Source organism: Nocardioides sp. AN3, assembly GCF_054653495.1.
Genome location: NZ_BAAIGC010000007.1, coordinates 99,833 through 117,929 on the forward strand (window position 1 = coordinate 99,833; position 18,097 = coordinate 117,929).

17 protein-coding genes are annotated in these 18,097 nt (G+C 71.0%); 15 read left to right on the forward strand and 2 right to left on the reverse strand.

The window, feature by feature from the left end; all coding sequences use genetic code 11:
• The first annotated feature begins 116 nt into the window (after window positions 1-116).
• The 7 genes from ACYQ1K_RS10555 to efeB all read left to right on the forward strand — a co-directional run bounded on the left by ACYQ1K_RS10555 (window position 117) and on the right by efeB (window position 7,858).
• The gene (locus tag ACYQ1K_RS10555; protein WP_459982931.1) at window positions 117-1,868 is read left to right on the forward strand and encodes an acetolactate synthase large subunit; all 1,752 of its coding nucleotides are present in this window, start codon (window positions 117-119) and stop codon (window positions 1,866-1,868) included.
• Window positions 1,868-2,422, forward strand: a complete 555-nt coding sequence (ilvN, locus tag ACYQ1K_RS10560) for an acetolactate synthase small subunit (protein ID WP_459982932.1) — start codon at window positions 1,868-1,870, stop codon at window positions 2,420-2,422. Before ACYQ1K_RS10555 ends, ilvN begins: the two co-directional genes overlap by 1 nt.
• A gap of 130 nt (window positions 2,423-2,552) precedes the next feature.
• Complete coding sequence (ilvC, locus tag ACYQ1K_RS10565) at window positions 2,553-3,581, forward strand: ketol-acid reductoisomerase (protein ID WP_459982933.1); 1,029 nt, start codon at window positions 2,553-2,555, stop codon at window positions 3,579-3,581.
• A 115-nt stretch (window positions 3,582-3,696) separates the two neighbouring features.
• Window positions 3,697-4,422 carry a DsbA family oxidoreductase gene (locus ACYQ1K_RS10570; RefSeq protein WP_459982934.1) on the forward strand — a complete coding sequence of 242 codons (726 nt, stop codon included), beginning with the start codon at window positions 3,697-3,699 and terminating at the stop codon, window positions 4,420-4,422.
• A gap of 77 nt (window positions 4,423-4,499) precedes the next feature.
• Entirely contained in the window at window positions 4,500-5,384 is an 885-nt protein-coding gene (efeU, locus tag ACYQ1K_RS10575) for an iron uptake transporter permease EfeU (protein ID WP_459982935.1), read from the forward strand.
• Window positions 5,385-5,435: 51 nt separating this feature from the next.
• Window positions 5,436-6,602, forward strand: a complete 1,167-nt coding sequence (gene efeO / locus ACYQ1K_RS10580; protein WP_459982936.1) for an iron uptake system protein EfeO — start codon at window positions 5,436-5,438, stop codon at window positions 6,600-6,602.
• Window positions 6,599-7,858 (forward strand): iron uptake transporter deferrochelatase/peroxidase subunit, encoded by a 1,260-nt coding sequence (efeB, locus tag ACYQ1K_RS10585; protein WP_459982937.1) that lies wholly within the window; start codon window positions 6,599-6,601, stop codon window positions 7,856-7,858. The genes efeO and efeB overlap by 4 nt, the downstream gene beginning before the upstream one ends.
• Before the next feature lie 6 nt (window positions 7,859-7,864).
• On the opposite strand, the gene ACYQ1K_RS10590 is transcribed toward efeB, so the two are convergent.
• Window positions 7,865-8,533, reverse strand: a complete 669-nt coding sequence (locus ACYQ1K_RS10590; RefSeq protein ID WP_459982938.1) for an AMP-binding protein — start codon at window positions 8,531-8,533, stop codon at window positions 7,865-7,867.
• Between the two features lie 165 nt (window positions 8,534-8,698).
• On the opposite strand from ACYQ1K_RS10590, the gene ACYQ1K_RS10595 reads away from it, so the two are divergent.
• Window positions 8,699-9,322, forward strand: a complete 624-nt coding sequence (locus tag ACYQ1K_RS10595) for a TetR/AcrR family transcriptional regulator (RefSeq protein ID WP_459982939.1) — start codon at window positions 8,699-8,701, stop codon at window positions 9,320-9,322.
• A 26-nt stretch (window positions 9,323-9,348) separates the two neighbouring features.
• Here the strand turns inward: ACYQ1K_RS10595 and ACYQ1K_RS10600 are convergent, their stop codons facing one another.
• On the reverse strand, window positions 9,349-9,918 hold the full coding sequence (locus ACYQ1K_RS10600; RefSeq protein ID WP_459982940.1) for an O-methyltransferase: 570 nt from the start codon (window positions 9,916-9,918) through the stop codon (window positions 9,349-9,351).
• A gap of 246 nt (window positions 9,919-10,164) precedes the next feature.
• Here ACYQ1K_RS10600 and ACYQ1K_RS10605 point away from each other — a divergent pair, with 246 nt between their 5' ends.
• The 7 genes from ACYQ1K_RS10605 to ACYQ1K_RS10635 all read left to right on the forward strand — a co-directional run bounded on the left by ACYQ1K_RS10605 (window position 10,165) and on the right by ACYQ1K_RS10635 (window position 18,068).
• Entirely contained in the window at window positions 10,165-10,302 is a 138-nt protein-coding gene (locus tag ACYQ1K_RS10605; protein ID WP_459982941.1) for a hypothetical protein, read from the forward strand.
• A gap of 10 nt (window positions 10,303-10,312) precedes the next feature.
• The gene (locus ACYQ1K_RS10610; RefSeq protein ID WP_459982942.1) at window positions 10,313-11,371 is read left to right on the forward strand and encodes a 3-isopropylmalate dehydrogenase; all 1,059 of its coding nucleotides are present in this window, start codon (window positions 10,313-10,315) and stop codon (window positions 11,369-11,371) included.
• Window positions 11,372-11,416: 45 nt separating this feature from the next.
• Window positions 11,417-12,502 carry a branched-chain amino acid aminotransferase gene (locus tag ACYQ1K_RS10615; RefSeq protein ID WP_459982943.1) on the forward strand — a complete coding sequence of 362 codons (1,086 nt, stop codon included), beginning with the start codon at window positions 11,417-11,419 and terminating at the stop codon, window positions 12,500-12,502.
• Between the two features lie 103 nt (window positions 12,503-12,605).
• A complete protein-coding gene (locus ACYQ1K_RS10620; RefSeq protein WP_459982944.1) occupies window positions 12,606-14,312 on the forward strand; it encodes a serine/threonine-protein kinase in 1,707 nt (568 codons plus the stop codon).
• A 158-nt stretch (window positions 14,313-14,470) separates the two neighbouring features.
• Window positions 14,471-16,033, forward strand: a complete 1,563-nt coding sequence (gene cimA / locus ACYQ1K_RS10625) for a citramalate synthase (protein ID WP_459982945.1) — start codon at window positions 14,471-14,473, stop codon at window positions 16,031-16,033.
• A 63-nt stretch (window positions 16,034-16,096) separates the two neighbouring features.
• Entirely contained in the window at window positions 16,097-16,666 is a 570-nt protein-coding gene (locus tag ACYQ1K_RS10630; RefSeq protein WP_459982946.1) for a GNAT family N-acetyltransferase, read from the forward strand.
• 4 nt (window positions 16,667-16,670) lie between these two features.
• Window positions 16,671-18,068 carry an amidase gene (locus ACYQ1K_RS10635; RefSeq protein ID WP_459982947.1) on the forward strand — a complete coding sequence of 466 codons (1,398 nt, stop codon included), beginning with the start codon at window positions 16,671-16,673 and terminating at the stop codon, window positions 18,066-18,068.
• The last annotated feature ends 29 nt before the right edge of the window (window positions 18,069-18,097 follow it).

The window sequence follows — 18,097 nt, forward strand, 5'->3', positions numbered from 1 at the left end:
GCGACGCGCCCACTGAGCATCAGTCGACGCGTCCCCCTCCGCTGCCATCCGGCCGGGGGGTTTTTTGTTGCAAGCGGTCAGGCACACGCATCAGAGCAGGAATGAGGAACGACAGCATGGGTGAGATCACCGGGGCACAGAGCCTGGTCAAGTCGCTGGAGGCGGCGGGTGCCGAGAACGTCTTCGGGATTCCGGGTGGCGCGATCCTCCCGGCGTACGACCCTCTGATGGACTCCACGAAGGTGCGCCACATCCTCGTCCGGCACGAGCAGGGCGCGGGGCACGCTGCCGAGGGTTATGCCTCGGCGACCGGCAAGGTCGGCGTCTGCATGGCCACGTCGGGTCCGGGTGCCACCAACCTCGTCACGCCGATCGCAGATGCCTACATGGACTCCGTGCCGATGGTCGCGATCACGGGCCAGGTGCCGGCGAGCCTGATCGGCACGGACGCCTTCCAGGAGGCCGACATCCGCGGCATCACGATGCCGATCACCAAGCACAACTTCCTGGTGACCGACCCGGCCGACATCCCGCGGCGCATCGCGGAGGCCTTCCACATCGCCTCGACCGGTCGCCCCGGCCCGGTGCTGGTCGACGTCGCCAAGAGCGCCCTGCAGGCGATGACCACCTTCCAGTGGCCCACCGAGCTGCAGCTCCCGGGCTACCGACCGGTGACGAAGCCGCACGCGAAGCAGATCCGCGAGGCAGCACGGCTCATGCTCGAGCGCCGCAAGCCGGTGCTCTACGTCGGCGGCGGGACGATCCGCGCCGGCGCCCACCGAGAGCTGCGCCGGCTCGCCGAGCTGACCGGCATCCCGGTCGTCACCACGCTGATGGCTCGTGGAGCGTTCCCCGACAGCCATCCGCAGCACCTCGGCATGCCGGGCATGCACGGCTCCGTCGCTGCGGTCGCGGGCCTGCAGAAGAGCGACCTCATCGTCAGCCTCGGCGCTCGCTTCGACGACCGGGTGACCGGTGACCTGTCCACGTTCGCCCCCGGTGCCGCGGTCATCCACGCCGACATCGACCCGGCCGAGATCGGCAAGAACCGGCACGCCGACGTCCCGATCGTGGGCGACATCCGCGAGGTCCTCACCGACCTCCTCGCCGTCCTCGAGGCCGAGAAGGCCGCCGGCCGGGAGGGCGACTACGAGTCCTGGGTGGCCTACTGCGCCGGGATCAAGGAGAGCTACCCGCTCGGCTACGACACGCCGGCCGACGGGCTCGCGCCGCAGTACGTCATCGAGCGGCTCGGCCAGATCGCCGGCCCGGAGGCCATCTACGTCGCGGGCGTCGGCCAGCACCAGATGTGGGCGGCGCAGTTCGTCGGCTACGAGCACCCGAACACCTGGCTCAACTCCGGCGGCGCCGGCACGATGGGCTACTCCGTCCCGGCGGCCATGGGCGCCAAGGTCGGCCGGCCGGACGCCACCGTGTGGGCCATCGACGGCGACGGCTGCTTCCAGATGACCAACCAGGAGCTCGCCACCTGCGCCATCGAGAGCATCCCGATCAAGGTCGCCATCATCAACAACGACAACCTGGGCATGGTCCGGCAGTGGCAGACGCTCTTCTACAACGAGCGCTACTCCAACACCGACCTGCAGAAGCACGGCGGCCCTGTCCGGATCCCCGACTTCCCGAAGCTCGCGGAGGCCTACGGCTGCGTCGGGCTCTCATGCGAGTCGGCCGCCGACGTCGATGCGACCATCAAGAAGGCGATGGAGATCAATGACGTGCCGGTCGTGGTCGACTTCCGCGTCCACAAGGACGCCATGGTGTGGCCGATGATCGCCGGCGGCGCCAGCAACGACGAGATCCAGTACGCGCGCGACCTCGCGCCCAAGTTCGATGAGGACGACATCTGATGGCCGAGCTCAGCAGCGGCAAGCACACCCTCTCGGTCCTCGTCGAGGACCGCCCCGGCGTCCTGGCCCGCATCGCGGGCCTGTTCAGCCGCCGCGGCTTCAACATCGAGTCGCTCGCGGTCGGCCCGACCGAGCACGACGGCATCTCGCGCATGACCATCGTGGTCAACGTCGAGGACACCCCGCTCGAGCAGGTCACCAAGCAGCTCAACAAGCTCGTCGAGGTCATCAAGATCGTCGAGCTCGAGCAGGGCCACGCCGTCCATCGCGAGCTCATGCTGGTCAAGGTGGGCGCGACGGCGGAGACCCGCGGTCAGGTCCTCGACGCGGTGCAGCTCTTCCGCGCGAAGGCGGTCGACATCTCCACCGACGCCGTCACGATCCAGATCACCGGCAACAGCGGCAAGCTGACCGACTTCCTGCGCGTGCTGGAGCCGTTCGGCATCCGCGAGCTCGTGCAGTCGGGCATGGTCGCGATCGGCCGCGGCTCGCGCTCCATCTCGGAGCGCTCGGCCCGCCCGGTCGCCGTCCCCGCTCCGCCCGCGGCCAGCTGAGCCGGCCCCACCGGCCCGCTTCCGGTCCGGGCCGGTGGACCTGCCCGCCAGCTGGGCCGCCGCACCCGAAGCATCCCCATCCCGCTAGCCTCGTCCGAGGCGAGAAACAAACCAGAAGGAGAGCCCGAACGTGGCTGAGATGTTCTACGACGACGACGCCGACCTGTCTCTGATCCAGAGCAAGAAGGTCGCGGTCATCGGTTACGGCAGCCAGGGCCACGCGCACTCGCTGTCGCTGCGCGACTCCGGTGTCGAGGTCCGCATCGGCCTGCAGCCGGGCTCGAAGAGCGCCCCCAAGGCCGAGGCCGAGGGCCTGACGGTCGTCACTCCGGCCGAGGCCGCCGAGTGGGCCGACGTCGTCATGATCCTGGCGCCCGACCAGCACCAGCGGAAGCTGTACGCCGACGAGATCGCCCAGCACATGACCCCGGGCAAGGCGCTCGGCTTCGGTCACGGCTTCAACATCCGCTTCGGCTACATCACCCCGCCCGAGGGCGTCGACGTCTTCATGGTCGCCCCGAAGGGCCCCGGCCACCTGGTCCGTCGTGAGTTCGTCGACGGCCGCGGCGTCCCGGTGCTCGTGGCCGTGGAGAAGGACGCCTCCGGCAAGGCGTGGGACCTGGCGCTGTCGTGGGCCAAGGGCATCGGCGGCCTGCGTGCCGGCGGCATCAAGACCACCTTCACCGAGGAGACCGAGACCGACCTGTTCGGCGAGCAGGCGGTCCTGTGCGGCGGCGCCTCGCAGCTGATCATGTATGGCTTCGAGACCCTCACCGAGGCCGGCTACCAGCCCGAGGTCGCCTACTTCGAGGTCCTCCACGAGCTCAAGCTCATCGTCGACCTGATGTATGAGGGCGGCATCGCCAAGCAGCGCTGGTCGGTCTCCGACACCGCTGAGTACGGCGACTACGTCTCCGGCCCGCGTGTCATCGACCCGCGCGTCAAGGAGAACATGCAGGCCGTCCTCGCCGACATCCAGAACGGCGAGTTCGCCAAGCGCTTCATCGCCGACCAGGACGCCGGTGCGCCCGAGTTCAAGGCGCTGCGCGAGAAGGGCGAGAAGCACCCGATCGAGGAGACCGGCCGCGAGCTGCGCAAGCTCATGGCCTGGGTGAAGTCGCACGACACCGACTACACCGAGGGCACCGCCACGCGCTGAGAATGCCCGGGTGACCGGACGCAGATGTTCAAGGGGGCAGGCCTCTCGCCGCGGCGAGAGGCCTGCCCCCTTGAACATCTGCGTCCGGTCACCCGACCCCGGGAACATCCCCGGCGTGCTTCGGCGTTCGGTCACCGTGCGCATCGACATCTGGTCCGACATCGCCTGCCCGTGGTGCTACATCGGCAAGCGCCGCCTGGAGACGGCGCTGGCCGACTTCGAGCACCGCGACGACGTGGAGCTCGTCTACCGCTCCTTCCAGCTCGACCCGAGCGCGCCGACCCACCCGACCGAGACCGCGCAGCAGATGCTGTCCACCAAGTACGGCGTCAGCCCCGCCGAGGCCGCTCAGATGCAGGCGCGCGTCACCGAGCTCGCCGTCGTCGAGGGCATGGCGTGGCGCCACGACGAGACGGTCCACGCGAACACGTTCGACGCCCACCGCCTCCTGCACCTGGCCAAGGAGGCCGGCCGCCAGGGCGAGCTGAAGGAGGCCTTCCTGCGGGCCAACTTCTCCGAGGCGCGCAACATCGCCGACCACGCGACGCTGCGTGAGCTCGCGGTGGGCGCAGGCCTGCCCGCGCACCGGGTCGACGAGGTCCTGGCCGGCGACGAGTTCGCGGCCGACGTACGAGCCGACGTCGAGCAGGCCCGGGCGTACGGCGCCAACGGCGTGCCGTTCTTCGTCATCGACGAGAAGTACGGCGTCTCAGGCGCCCAGCCGACCGAGCTCTTCGGTCAGCTGCTCGAGCGGGCATGGCGGGAGTCTCACCCGATCGTCGAGCTGGTGGGGGAGGGCGCTGCCGACGGCGTCTGCGGCCCGGACGGCTGCGCGATCTGACGCCCTGTGTGGCCCGCCGAGTGAGGCAACCCTCAGTATGGTGAGGCAAACCTAAGTTCTCGTGTAGTATCCGATCCGTGGTTGCGAACTACCTGATCGGTTTGCGGGAGGGTCTGGAGGCTGCGCTCGTCGTCAGCATCCTGGTCGCCTACCTCGTCAAGACCGGCCGCACTCAGCTCCTCAAGCGGATCTGGGCGGGCGTCAGCCTCGCCGTGCTCGTCTCCCTCGCCTTCGGCGCGCTGCTCACGTGGGGACCGAGCGGGCTCACCTTCGAGGCCCAGGAGGCCATCGGCGGCTCGCTCTCGATCGTCGCGGTCGGGTTCGTCACGTGGATGATCTTCTGGATGGCCCGGGCCGCCCGCGGGCTGGGCGGCGAGCTGCGCGGTGCCATCGAGAAGGCCGCCGAGGGCAGCCGCTGGTCGCTGGTGGTCGTCGCCACGCTGGCCGTCGGCCGCGAGGGCCTCGAGACGGCTCTGTTCCTGTGGGCCGCGACGAAGGCGGGGACCCGTGAGAGCGTCGGCTCCCTCACCCCCACCTGGGAGCCGTTGCTCGGCGCCGTCCTCGGGCTGGGCACGGCCGTCGTCCTCGGCTACCTGATCTACCGCGGCGCCGTCGCGATCAACCTGACCACCTTCTTCGCCTGGACCGGCGCCTTCCTGATCCTGGTCGCCGCGGGCGTGTTGTCCTACGGGGTGCACGACCTGCAGGAGGCGCGGATCCTCCCCGGCCTGCACACGGTCGCCTTCGACGTGTCAGGCACGATCGACCCGAACGCGTGGTACGCCACGATCCTCAAGGGCGTCTTCAACTTCTCGCCGGTCACCACGACGCTCGAGGCGTCGGTGTGGCTGGTCTACGTCGTCCCGGTCATGCTCTTGTTCTTCTCTCGCAAGCGCCGCTCCACCCAGGCGCAGCGACGTGCCGCCGAGCCGAGCGGCTCGCGCGTCGCCACCCATCACTGACCGCCAGTCCGGCCGGCGCCCCACGCGCCACTGACTCGAAGGACCGAGCCCATGCGCACGCCTGCCCTCCTCCTGACCGCCTCCGCACTCGCGGCCGTGCCGCTGCTCGCGGCCTGCACGCAGAACGGCACCACCGCCGGTGCTGACAACGGCGACCCGCGCAGCCTCACGGTCGAGTCCTCGGCCGACGCCTGCACGCTCTCCGCGACGAGTGCACCGGCGGGCACCCTCACCTTCGACGTCACCAACATGGGCTCGGAGGTGACGGAGTTCTACCTGCTCGGCTCCGACGGGCTCACGATCAAGGCCGAGATCGAGAACATCGGGCCGGGCATCAGCCGCAAGCTGACCCTCAACGCTCCCGCCGGCCGCTACGTCACGGCGTGCAAGCCGGGCATGACCGGCGACGGGATCCGGACCGACTTCACGGTCAAGCAGTCCGGTGACGCGCCGAGCGCCTCCGCTGACGAGCAGCAGCAGGTCGCCACTGCGCTCGCCCACTACAAGGCCTATGTCAACGACCAGTCCGATCAGCTCATGGGTGCCACCCAAAGGTTCGTCGCGCTCTACAAGGCCGGCAAGGACGACGCCGCCCGCGCGCTCTATCCGCGGGCGCGCACCCACTGGGAGCGCATCGAGACGGTCGCGGAGTCCTTCGGTGACCTCGACCCGAAGACCGACGCCCGCGAGGCCGACCTGGAGCCTGGGCAGAGGTGGACCGGCTGGCATCGCCTCGAGAAGGACCTCTGGCCGCCGGCGGGCTACCGGGCGCTCACGCCGCAGCGGCGGGCGGCGTACGCCGACGACCTGCTCGCCAACGTCACCACCCTCGACACCCGGATCGGCGCCCTGACCTACACCGTCGACCAGATCACCAACGGGTCACGCGGGCTCCTCGAGGAGGTCGCGAACGGCAAGGTCACCGGCGAGGAGGAGATCTGGTCGCACACCGACCTGTGGGACTTCCAGGCCAACGTCGACGGCGCCCGTGTCGGCTGGGAGGGCGTGAAGCCCATCGTCGAGACGAAGGACCCCGCCCTCGCCCAGCAGCTCGACAGGCGCTTCGCGGCACTCCAGGCGCTCCTCGACAAGCAGCGCTCGGGTGACGGCTTCGTCTCCTACGACAAGGTCGGCGACGTCGACAAGAAGGCGCTCGCCGACGCCGTCAACGCCCTCTCGGAACCGCTCTCGCGGCTGACGGCGGCGGTCCTGTCATGACGGACCTGTCTCGTCGCGGGCTGCTCGGGGGCGGGGTCGCCGTGGCCGGCGTGGCGGGAGCGTTCGTCGCGGGGCGGGCGAGTGCCGACGAGGCGCCGGCGCCGGCGAACGGACCGAAGGCCTACGCCTTCCGCGGGACACACCAGGCCGGGATCGTCACGCCGGCCCAGGACCGACTGCACTTCGCGGCGTTCGACGTCACCACGGACTCGCGCGACGAGCTCGTCGCGATGCTGAAGGCGTGGACGGACGCCGCCGAGCGGATGACCAAGGGCGAGGGGGCCGGGCCGATCGGGCCGACGCAGGGCGCGAGCAACCTGCCGCCCGACGACACCGGCGAGGCGATAGGCCTGTCGCCGAGCGGTCTGACGATCACGTTCGGCTTCGGGCCTGGGCTCTTCCGCACTGTCGACGGCAAGGACCGGTTCGGGCTGGCGGCGCGGCAGCCGGCCGCGCTCAGGATGCTGCCGCACTTCCCCGGCGACATGCTGGTGCCGCAGCGCTCCGGAGGCGACCTCTGCGTCCAGGCCTGCGCCGACGACCCGCAGGTCGCTGTGCACGCGATCCGCAACCTGGCCCGGATCGCCTTCGGCACCGCGTCGGTGCGCTGGAGCCAGCTCGGGTTCGGTCGCACCTCGACCACGTCGGTCAGCCAGGACACGCCGCGCAACCTGTTCGGCTTCAAGGACGGCACCGCCAACGTGAAGGCGGAGGAGACCACGGCGCTCGACGAGCACATCTGGGTGGCCTCCGGAGACGACGCGAAGGCCGAGTGGCTCGCCGGCGGCTCGTACCTGGTCGCGCGGCGGATCAACATGCGCATCGAGGTGTGGGACCGCCAGCCGCTGGAGGACCAAGAGGGGTTCGTCGGGCGGACGAAGGACACCGGCGCCCCGCTGTCGGGCGGCACCGAGCAGACGCGGCCCGACTTCGACATGCCCGGCCACGACGGTCCGGTGATCCCGGCCGACTCCCACGTGCGCCTGGTCCACCCCGACTTCAACGACGGGGTCCGGATCCTGCGGCGCGGCTACAACTTCGTCGACGGCTCGACCGACCTGGGCGGCCTGGACGCCGGGCTGTTCTTCCTCGCCTACCTGCGCAACCCCGACACCCACTTCGTGCCGCTCCAGACCAGGATGGCCGCGCACGACGCGATGATGGAGTATCTCCAGGTCACCGGGTCGGCGCTGTTCGCCGTGCCCGCGGGCATACGCCCGGGGGAGTACGTCGGGCAGTCCCTGTTCGAGGCCTGACGCCGCTCAGGCCTCGAGCCGGCTCTCCGCGGCGAGTGCCGGCTCCGGCGTCCTCATCACGATGCGGCCGCCTTGGGCGAGGACCGGCTGCCACTGGCTCGCGGTCTCCTCGCTCAGCGGTCCGACCGCCAAGAAGACGGGGCGCTCGTCGCTGGCCCGAACGTCGCTCGAGGCGATCGGCGACGGCCCGACCGGCATGAAGGCCGTCCTGGTCATCCCGCCGGCTAGGAATTCGCCCCAGCCCAGTGCGCGCTTGCCCCGTGCACCCTCGAGCAGGGCGCCCGCGAGCCGGCCGTCGAGGCAGACCAGCGTGTGCGCGCGCGGAAGCCTGAGCTGCGCCTCGAGCACCAGCCCCGCGTCGGCCGCGTGGAAGAGCAGCACGGAGCAGGCGCTCAGTTCCTCGACGAGCTCGTCGGCTCCGACCTGCGCGGGGTCGACGAGGACCCACGCCGCCCCTGCGCGGCTTGCGCCGAAGAGGCACGTCAAGGCCATCGGGTCGTTCGCCGACACGATGCCGACGGTGGCCCCGCCGGCGCCGCAGGCCCCGAGCGAGGCGGCGACACTGCGGCTGAGCCCCTGGACCTCCGCATAGCTCAGGGTGGCATTCTCCGTCACCAGGCATGGTGCGGCCGGGACCAGGGCGGCGCCGAGGTCCAAGCAGTCGACCAGTTTCACAGTGTGTCTCCAGTGGGGGGAGGAGGACGGGCTCTGTGTGTGACAAACGGCCGGGTGGGGAAAACCCTTGGTGACGATTGTCCGAATTCCTCTGGACAACCGTCAAGCACCATCTGGACAATTGTCCAATCGGAGGATCGCCCTGGTCCGTTGGGAGGCATGCGAATGACGTCCAAGGCCGGCCGCCGACCGGCGGACAAGTTCGACGAGCGTCGGCGCGAGCTGGCGGAGTCGGCGCTCGTGACACTGGGAGAGCTGGGCTATGCGCGGACCAGCCTGCGCGAGATCGCCAGCCACTCCGAGTTCAGCCACGGCGTGCTCCACTACTACTTCTCCGACAAGCTCGAGCTGATCATCTTCTGCGTCCGCTACTACAAGGCGCGCTGCGTGCACCGCTACGACGAGGTCGTCGAGCGGTCCGCGACCGCCGACGAGCTGCTCGACGGCTTCGCGGCGAAGCTGGCCGAGACGATCGTCGAGGAGGCGCCGATGCACCGCCTCTGGTATGACCTGCGCTCCCAGAGCATGTTCGAGGAGAGTCTGCGCGAGGCCGTGACGACCATCGACCGGACGCTGGAGCAGATGGTCTGGCGGGTGATCACGCGGTACGCCGACCTCCTCGGCGCCCCGGTCACCACCACGTCGGCGCTGGCCTACGGACTGCTCGACGGGCTCTTCCAGCAGGCACTGCTCGGCTACACGGCCGGCGACCAGACGGCCCTCGACCGTCTCCAGGACGAGGTGCGGGCCGTCATGGACCTGCTGTTCCGGGGCGCGATCGCAGCCTGAGCGGCGAGGGCGTATCGAGACCGGCGTCAGTGCTTGGTCGCGATGATGACGGACGCGTCCGCGGCGACCATCACCTCGACGGCGGTGAAGCGCTCGTCGGTGAGCCACTGCTCCCGGAGCGTGTCGACGCGGCCGTAGGTGATCGGGGGCCAGGTCTCACTCGGCGTGAAGTCGTCGAGCACGACGATGCCGCCGTCGTCGACCAGGTCGACGATCCGCTCGACCCCCACCTCCTGGGGCTGGCCGGAGTCGAGGAAGAGCAGCGAGAACGGGCCTTGGTCGAGGAGCGTCGACCAGTCGGCGGCGAGCACCTCGACCTGCGGGTCGGCGGTGAAGATCTCGGCCGCGGCCGAGGCCAGCCTGGTGTCGCGCTCGGCGGTGACGATCCGGACGTCGGGGCGGCGTACGCCGGAGCGCAACCACGCCGTGCCCACGCCCGTGCCGGTGCCGAACTCGGCCATCGTCCCGCTCCGGGTCGCTGCGAGCGTCGCGAGCAGCCGGCCGGTCTCGTTGCGGCAGAACGAGACATACCCGGCCCGACGGGAGACGTCGAAGGCCCGGGTGACGATCTCGGGAAGCTCTGGCGGGGCGCTCATGGTCGCGAGTCTTTCACGCGGCGGACCGCGTCTCGGATGACGGAAGGATCGGCGAGGAGTGCTGACGCGCCAAGCGTCGGCCGCTACCCTGTGAGGCACCATGCGGACGCTTCTCGTAATTCGGCGCCGCGGCGGGGCCCGGACACACGTCTGAGAGGCCACCCCGTCGCGGTGGTCGTGCTCGTCCCCGAACGAGCCCGCTGGCTTCTCGATCCGTCCCCTCGTGAAGCCCGAAGGAGCACCGCCATGCCTCTGCAGACGCTCATCAGGACCCTCGAATGGGGTCCCGCCAACCGCGATCCCGAGAACCCGTTCGGCCAACGTGCCATCGAAGACGCTCTCGACCGTCGGGACACTGCCGACGAGCGCCCCGACGACAACTAGAGTCCCTGCCGTGACTGAGCCCACGACCCCCCTGCGTCTTGCTGTCATCCCCGGTGACGGGATCGGCCCCGAGGTGACCGATGAGGCCCTCAAGGTCCTCGAGGCCGCCTCGCCGGTGAAGTTCGAGCAGACGCGCTACGACCTCGGCGCGGAGCGCTACCTCGCGACCGGCGAGGTCCTGCCCGACTCGGTGCTGGCCGAGATCAAGGAGCACGACGCGATCCTGCTGGGCGCGGTCGGCGGCAAGCCCAACGACCCGAACCTGCCGCCGGGCATCCTCGAGCGCGGGCTGCTGCTCAAGCTCCGCTTCGAGCTCGACCACTACGTCAACCTGCGGCCGTCCAAGCTGTTCCCCGGCGCCGTATCGCCGCTCTCCGACGCGGTCCTGGGCAAGGGCGAGATCGACTTCGTCGTCGTCCGCGAGGGCACCGAGGGCCTCTACGTCGGCAACGGCGGCTCGATGCGGACCGGCACGCCCGCCGAGGTCGCGACCGAGGTCTCGATCAACACGGCGTACGGCGTCGAGCGCGTCGTCCGTGACGCCTTCAACCGCGCCCAGCGGCGGCGCAAGAAGCTCACGCTGGTCCACAAGACCAACGTGCTCGTCAACGCCGGGTCCCTGTGGTGGCGCATCACGCAGGAGGTGGCCCATGAGTATCCCGACGTCGCCGTCGACTACCTGCACATCGACGCCGTCATGATCTTCATGGCGACCGACCCCGCACGCTTCGACGTCATCGTCACCGACAACATCTTCGGCGACATCATCACCGACCTCGCCGCCGCGATCACCGGCGGCATCGGCCTGGCCGCATCGGGCAACGTCAACCCCGACCGCACGTTCCCGTCGATGTTCGAGCCGGTCCACGGCTCCGCGCCCGACATCGCCGGCCAGCAGAAGGCCGACCCGACCGCCGCGATCCTGTCTGCGGCGCTGCTCCTCGACCACCTCGGGCACGCCGACGCGGCTGCGCGCATCGACGCCGCTGTGCTCGCCGACCTCACTGAGCGCGGCAGCGCCGTGCGGCGTACCGCTGAGGTCGGCGACGCGATCGCCGCCCGCATCTGACCGACCACCGACCTGTCCCGCTGGGCGGGAGGGAGGACTAGCCTCATGTCCATGGACATCCACACTTCGCTCTCCGCCCACAAGGCCAGTGACGAGCGCCTTGCCGAGATCCTCGCGGACCCGGGGTTCGGCCAGCACTTCACCGATCACATGCTCACCGTCGAGTGGACGCCCGAGAAGGGCTGGCACGCGGCCCGCATCGAGCCCTACGGCCCCATCTCGCTCGACCCCGCCACCGCCGTCCTGCACTACGCGCAGGAGACGTTCGAGGGCATGAAGGCCTACCGCCACCCGGACGGGTCGGTCTGGTCCTTCCGCCCGGAGGCCAACGCCGCGCGCATGGCGCGCTCGAGCCACCGGCTCGCGCTGCCGGTGCTGCCCGAGGAGGACTTCGTCCAGGCCGTCGACGAGCTCGTCAAGGTCGACGCCCGGTGGGTGCCTGAGTCGTCGGAGGGGAGCGAGAAGTCGCTCTACCTGCGTCCGTTCATGTTCGCCTCCGAGGCGTTCCTCGGCGTGCGGCCCTCACAGCACGTGACGTTCATGGTGATCGCCTCGCCCGCCGGCTCCTACTTCAAGGGCGGCGTCAAGCCGGTCCGGATCTGGCTGACCGAGGAGTACACCCGCGCCGGCCGCGGAGGGATGGGTGCGGCGAAGACGGGCGGCAACTACGCCTCGTCGCTGGTCGCGCAGCAGGAGGCCTACGACCAGGGCTGCGACCAGGTCGTCTTCCTGGACGCGTCGGAGGGGAAGTACGTCGAGGAGCTCGGCGGCATGAACCTCTACTTCGTCTACGCCGACGGCCACATCGTCACGCCCGCGCTGACCGGCACGATCCTCGAAGGCATCACGCGTGCCTCCATCGTGGAGCTGGCCGGCAAGCTCGGCCACGCCGTCGAGGAGCGCCGCTTCTCGATCGACGAGTGGAAGTCCGGCGTCGCCTCCGGGGAGATCGTCGAGGTCTTCGCCTGCGGCACCGCCGCCGTCGTCACCCCGGTCGGCGAGCTGGTCTGGGACGGCGGCTCGGTCACCTCGCCCGCCGGCCAGGTCGGTGCCACCATCCGGCAGCACCTCGTCGACATCCAGCTCGGCCGGGCCGACGACACGTTCGGCTGGATGCACCGGATCGTGTAACCGTCCCCGAGCCGCGGGTTGCTGCTGGTCTCAGCCAGCAGCAACCCGCGGTTCGAGGGACGACAACCCGAGGCTCGGCGATCGGGAGGTTAGGGTCGGATCCGTGACGACAGCGCCGCGCGAGCGAGTCCCGAGACCGGGCAGCGAGGCCGGGGGTCCGCGGACCATCGGCGGCTACACGCTGCTCGCGTCGCTCGGTGAGGGCGGGATGGGCGTCGTCCATCTGGCCCGTCGCAGCGACGGCCAGCGCGTCGCGCTCAAGATCCTCCGGCCGCAGGTCGTCGGCGACGACGAGACACGTGCCCGCCTGGCCCGCGAGGTCGCCTCGCTCCGACGGGTCCGGAGCCGCTGGGTGGCCGAGATCATCGACGCCGACCCGTGGGCGCCGGTGCCCTACATCGCCACCCGCTACGTCCCCGGGCTCTCGCTGCACGACGAGGTCGTCCGTGAAGGCCCCGTGCGCGGCGAGGATCTCGCCTGGCTGGCCCGGTGCCTCCTCGAGGGGATCGCGGCGGTCCACGAGGCGGGCGTGCTGCATCGCGACGTCAAGCCCTCCAACGTCCTCATGGAGGGCCGGACGCCGGTCCTCATCGACTTCGGGCTCGCGCGCGTCGCGGACGACCCCAAGCTGACTCAGACGGGCTGGCTGCTGGGGACGCCTGGCTACCTGGCGCCCGAGGTGCTCTACGGCGACGAGCCGACGCCGGCGGTCGACGTGCATGCCTGGGCGGCGACGGTCGCGTACGCCGCCACCGGCCGCCCGCCGTACGGCCGCGGACCGTCCATGGCGGTGATGGACCGCGCCCGGCGCGGCGAGCACGACCTGACCGGCGTGCCCTCGCCGCTGCGCGAGGTGCTCGACGCAGCGCTCAGCCCCGCGCCGGAGCGTCGGCCGAGCATCGTCCAACTGCTGACCTGGCTGCGCGGGCGCGGCCCCGCCCCCGTCGCGCTCGCCGTCTCGGCGCCGGTGCCGCCGGTCCCCGTAGTGCCCCCCGCGCCCCTCACCGCCGAGACGATGCCACTCTCGCTCTTCAGCGACGAGTCGGAGCACGGCGTGCACCCGCCGGAGCCGGTGACGCGCGCGGAGCAGGCCCCGTGGGCCGAGGCGGCGCCGTGGGCGGAACCGGTCACGCGGGCCGAGCCGGCGGCGTGGGCGGAGCAAGAGCCGTGGGCCGAGCCGGTGACGCGGGTCGAGCCGGCGCCGTGGGAGGTCCCGGGCGCACAGGCGGCCGGTCCGACGGCGCCTGGGCTCGCCGAGCGAGGCCGCCGCCTCGCCCTCCTCGGAGCGACCGCGCTTGCGGCCGCGGGCGGCATCGCGGCGTACCCCGGGGCCGGGCTCGGCGTCGTCCTGGTTCTCGCCTGGCTGCTGCGCACCGGCTCGCTGGCCGCCTCGGCCGTGGGGGAGCGGCGCCGGCTCCGCGGCGCGAAGTGGCACGACGGCCCGCGACTCGTCCTCGGCGCCCCCTGGGGTCTGGTCCGGTCGCTGCCGGCCAGCGTGATGCTCGGCCTGTGGGCCTTCGGGATCGCGGTCGCGGCGATCCTGCTGTGCTACGCGGTCGCGGCGTCGGCCTCGGTCACGCTGCTCATCGCAGGCCTCATCTTCGCGTGCTCCGTCTGGTGGGGGCCCGGCGGATCCCGGGTCCGGTCGCCGGTCAACCGCGTCGTCCGACCGCTCGCGACCGGTCTGCGGAGCTGGGCGATCGCACTCGCTGTCGTCGTGGCCCTCGCCGGGCTGCTCGGGGCGATGGCGGCGCGAGGTGCCGACTGGCTGCCGGCGAGCGGCGCGCCGTTCTCCGGGCTGGCCGGCTGACCGCATGCCAAGACCATCGGTCCACATCCCGAGCCGCGGGTGGCATGATGGCCGCATGCAGCAGGGCACGATCATTAGCTAGCGCGTCAGGACCCTGACGCGCCGACCTCTCGCACCCCGAGAGGTTTTTTTGTGCCCGGACGACCGGAGAAGGACCTATGAGCGAGTTCCACGTCTACGACACCACGCTGCGCGACGGCGCGCAGCAGGAGGGCCTCAACCTCTCGGTGGCCGACAAGCTGGTGATCGCGCGCCAGCTCGACGGACTGGGCGTGGGCTACATCGAGGGTGGCTGGCCCGGGGCCAACCCCAAGGACACCGAGTTCTTCGCCCGCGCCCGCAACGAGCTCAAGCTCGAGCACGCCCAGCTGGCCGCGTTCGGCGCGACGCGTCGTGCCGGGCTCAAGGCCGCCGACGACCCGCTGATCGCCGCCCTGCGCGACTCGGGCGCCGGCGTCGTGACGCTGGTGGCGAAGTCGCACGACCGCCATGTCGAGCTGGCCCTGCGCACGACCCTCGACGAGAACCTCGCCATGATCCGCGACACGGTCACCCACCTGCGCGAGGAGGGTCAGCGGGTCTTCCTCGACGCCGAGCACTTCTTCGACGGCTACCGGGCCAACCGCGCCTACGCCCTCGAGGTGCTCCGCACGGCGGCCGACGCGGGAGCCGAGGTCGTCGCGCTGTGCGACACCAACGGCGGCATGCTGCCGGGCTGGATCGCCGACGTCGTCCACGACGTGGTGTCCGAGACGGGCGCGAAGGTCGGCATCCACTGCCACAACGACACCGGCTGCGCCGTCGCCAACAGCCTCGCCGCGGTCGACGCCGGCGCGACGCACGTGCAGGGCACGGTCAACGGATACGGCGAGCGCACCGGCAACGCCGACCTCATCGCGGTCGTCGCCAACCTCGAGCTCAAGCTCGGCCGCCGCGTGCTGCCCGACGGGCTGCTGCGGGAGGCCACCCGGACCGCCCACGCGATCGCCGAGGTCACCAACGTCCCGCCCGCCTCGCGCCAGCCGTATGTCGGCTCCTCCGCCTTCGCCCACAAGGCCGGACTGCACGCGAGTGCGATCAAGGTCGACCCCGACCTCTATCAGCACATGGACCCGCTCGGCGTCGGCAACGACATGCGCCTGCTCGTCTCCGACATGGCCGGCCGCGCCTCGATCGAGCTGAAGGGCAAGGAGCTCGGCTTCGAGCTCGACGCCGACCTGGCCCGGCGGGTCACCGACCGGGTCAAGGAGCTCGAGTCGCGCGGCTACACCTTCGAGGCGGCTGACGCCTCGTTCGAGCTGCTGCTGGCCGAGGAGGTCGAGGGTGCCCGGCCGTCGTACTTCGACGTCGAGTCCTGGCGGGTCATCAGCGATGCCGCGGGCGGCAAGGCCGGGCTCACCGAGGCGACGGTGAAGATCGTGGCCGACGGCGTCCGCTTCGTCGTGACCGGCGAGGGCAACGGCCCGGTCAACGCACTCGACTCGGCGCTCCGGTCGGCGATCACCCAGGCCTTCCCGGAGGTGCAGGGGTTCGAGCTGACCGACTACAAGGTGCGGCTCTTCGACGAGGGGCATGGCACGGATGCGAAGACGCGGGTGCTCATCGAGACCTCGGACATGGACGAGTCCTGGGTGACGGTCGGGGTCGGGGAGAACGTCATCGAGGCCTCGTGGGAGGCGCTCGTGGACGGACTGACCTTCGGGCTGCGCCGACACCGCTGAGCCGCGAGTGTCTCGACCACCCATGGGTGGTCGAGACACTCACGGCTCTGCCAGGGTGGCCGGGTGAGACTCGCGCCGACGTACCCCCTCCAGACCGAGCGGCTGCTCCTGCGCCCGCTCACGCCGGCCGACGTCGACGACGTGCATGCCTACCAGTCGCTGGACGAGGTGTGCGCCTTTCTGCCGTACGAGCCGCGCAGCCGCGAGGAGATCGAGAAGCGGCTCGGCGACCCGCAGTTCACCCGGACCGAGCTCGACGCCGAGGGGCAGGTGCTCATCCTCGGGCTCGAGCTCAAGGAGACCGGTCGGGTCGTGGGCGACGCGCTCCTCATGTTCCACAGCGAGAAGCACCGCTCCGGGGAGCTGGGCTACGAGCTGCATCCCGACGTGTGGGGACGGGGTCTGGCGGTCGAGGCCGGGCGGGCGGTGCTCCGGCTCGCCTTCGAGGACCTCGGCCTGCACCGGATGGCCGCGCGGATCGACGCGCTCAACACCGCCTCGGCCGCGGTCCTGCGCAAGCTCGGCATGCGCCAAGAGGCGTTGCTGGTCGAGAACGAGTGGTTCCGCGGCCGGTGGAGTGACGAGATCGACTTCGCGATCCTCGACCGCGAGTGGGAAGCCTCCCTAGGCTGACCGGGTGACCGATCTGCACGACCTGTCCGCGTTGGAGCAGGGTGAGCTGGTACGCCGCTGCGAGGTGTCGCCTGGCGAGCTGGCGGAGCACTACCTGCAGCGGATCGAGGCGCTGGACGACGTGGGCGCGTTCGTCACGCTGGCCGAGGAGCGGATCTCCTCCTGCGCGCGCTCGTTGGCAGTCAAGCCGGTGGGGGAGTCACCCCTGTTCGGCGTACCCACCGCCATCAAGGACCTCAACCTCACCGCCGGCGTGCGGACGACCTTCGGGTCGGCGGCCTTCGACGACTACGTGCCGGACATCTCCGACAACGTGACGCTGTCGATCGAGGCCGCCGGGATGATCTCCCTCGGCAAGACGAACACGCCCGAGTTCGGCTCGCCCTGCTACACCGAGCCCGACGTCGCGCCGCCCGCCGTCACCCCGTGGGACCGGACCCGTGGCGCCGGCGGCTCCTCCGGTGGTGCGGCCGCCGCCGTGGCCGCCGGGCTTGTGCCGGTCGCTCAGGGCTCCGACGGGGGCGGCTCGATCAGGATCCCGGCGTCATGCTGCGGCATCGTCGGCTTCAAGCCGTCACGGGGCGTCATCTCCGGAGCCCCCATGTACGGCGACCCCGTCGGCCTCGGCACCTCCGGCCCGCTGGCGCGGTCCGTGCGTGATGCCGCCGCTTTCCTGGACGTGCTGGCCGGCCGCCGGGTGGGGGACCCGTTCTGGGCGGTCTCCTCAGAGTCCTACCTGGAGGCGTGCGACCGGCCCGTCGGCCGGCTGCGGATCGCGCGGTTCCTCGAGCCGGTCATCACCGAGGCGGCGGTGGACCCTGAGGTCGTGCAGGCCTGGTCGGACGCCTCTGTCCTGTTGGAGTCGCTCGGCCACGAGATCGTCGACGTGCCGGTGCCGCTGCCGCCCGAGGCCGTGCCGACATTCGAGACGTGCTGGGCGGTCCTGACGGCGCTGTCGGTGGTGCCGCCTGAGCGGGAGTCGCTCCTGCGGCCGTTGACGCGGTGGCTGATCTCGCGCGGCCAGGGTGTGTCCGGGCCGGAGTTCGGGCTCGCGATCGGCACGATGCGGCGGTATGCGGCGCAGGCGCTGGCCGCGCTGGCGCCGTACGACGCCGTCCTGACTCCCACGTTGGCCGTGCCGCCGCTGCCCGTCGGTGCGATCCGCGACGACGCCGACCCGGCCCGCGACTTCGAGAGCCAGAAGCGCTTCACGCCGTGGACGTCCGCCTGGAACGTCACCGGCATGCCCGCCGTCTCCCTCCCGCTGCACTGGACGGCGTCCGGCCTGCCGGTCGGCGTGATGCTGGCCGCGCGCCCGGCCGAGGACGAGCTGCTGTTCTCTCTCGCTGCTCAGGTCGAGGAGGCCGTCGGCGGGTTCACGCGGCGGCCGCCGGGGTGGTGAGGGTCTGGGTGGATGCTCGTCGAGGTATG

Coding starts and splice junctions, on each gene's coding strand:
- ACYQ1K_RS10605 (WP_459982941.1), top strand. CDS start 10,165: ATGCCTCTGCAGACGCTCATCAGGACCCTCGAATGGGGTCCCGCCAAC.
- ACYQ1K_RS10600 (WP_459982940.1), bottom strand. CDS start 9,918: ATGAGCGCCCCGCCAGAGCTTCCCGAGATCGTCACCCGGGCCTTCGAC.
- ACYQ1K_RS10615 (WP_459982943.1), top strand. CDS start 11,417: ATGTCCATGGACATCCACACTTCGCTCTCCGCCCACAAGGCCAGTGAC.
- ACYQ1K_RS10555 (WP_459982931.1), top strand. CDS start 117: ATGGGTGAGATCACCGGGGCACAGAGCCTGGTCAAGTCGCTGGAGGCG.
- ACYQ1K_RS10595 (WP_459982939.1), top strand. CDS start 8,699: ATGACGTCCAAGGCCGGCCGCCGACCGGCGGACAAGTTCGACGAGCGT.
- efeO (WP_459982936.1), top strand. CDS start 5,436: ATGCGCACGCCTGCCCTCCTCCTGACCGCCTCCGCACTCGCGGCCGTG.
- efeB (WP_459982937.1), top strand. CDS start 6,599: ATGACGGACCTGTCTCGTCGCGGGCTGCTCGGGGGCGGGGTCGCCGTG.
- ilvN (WP_459982932.1), top strand. CDS start 1,868: ATGGCCGAGCTCAGCAGCGGCAAGCACACCCTCTCGGTCCTCGTCGAG.
- cimA (WP_459982945.1), top strand. CDS start 14,471: ATGAGCGAGTTCCACGTCTACGACACCACGCTGCGCGACGGCGCGCAG.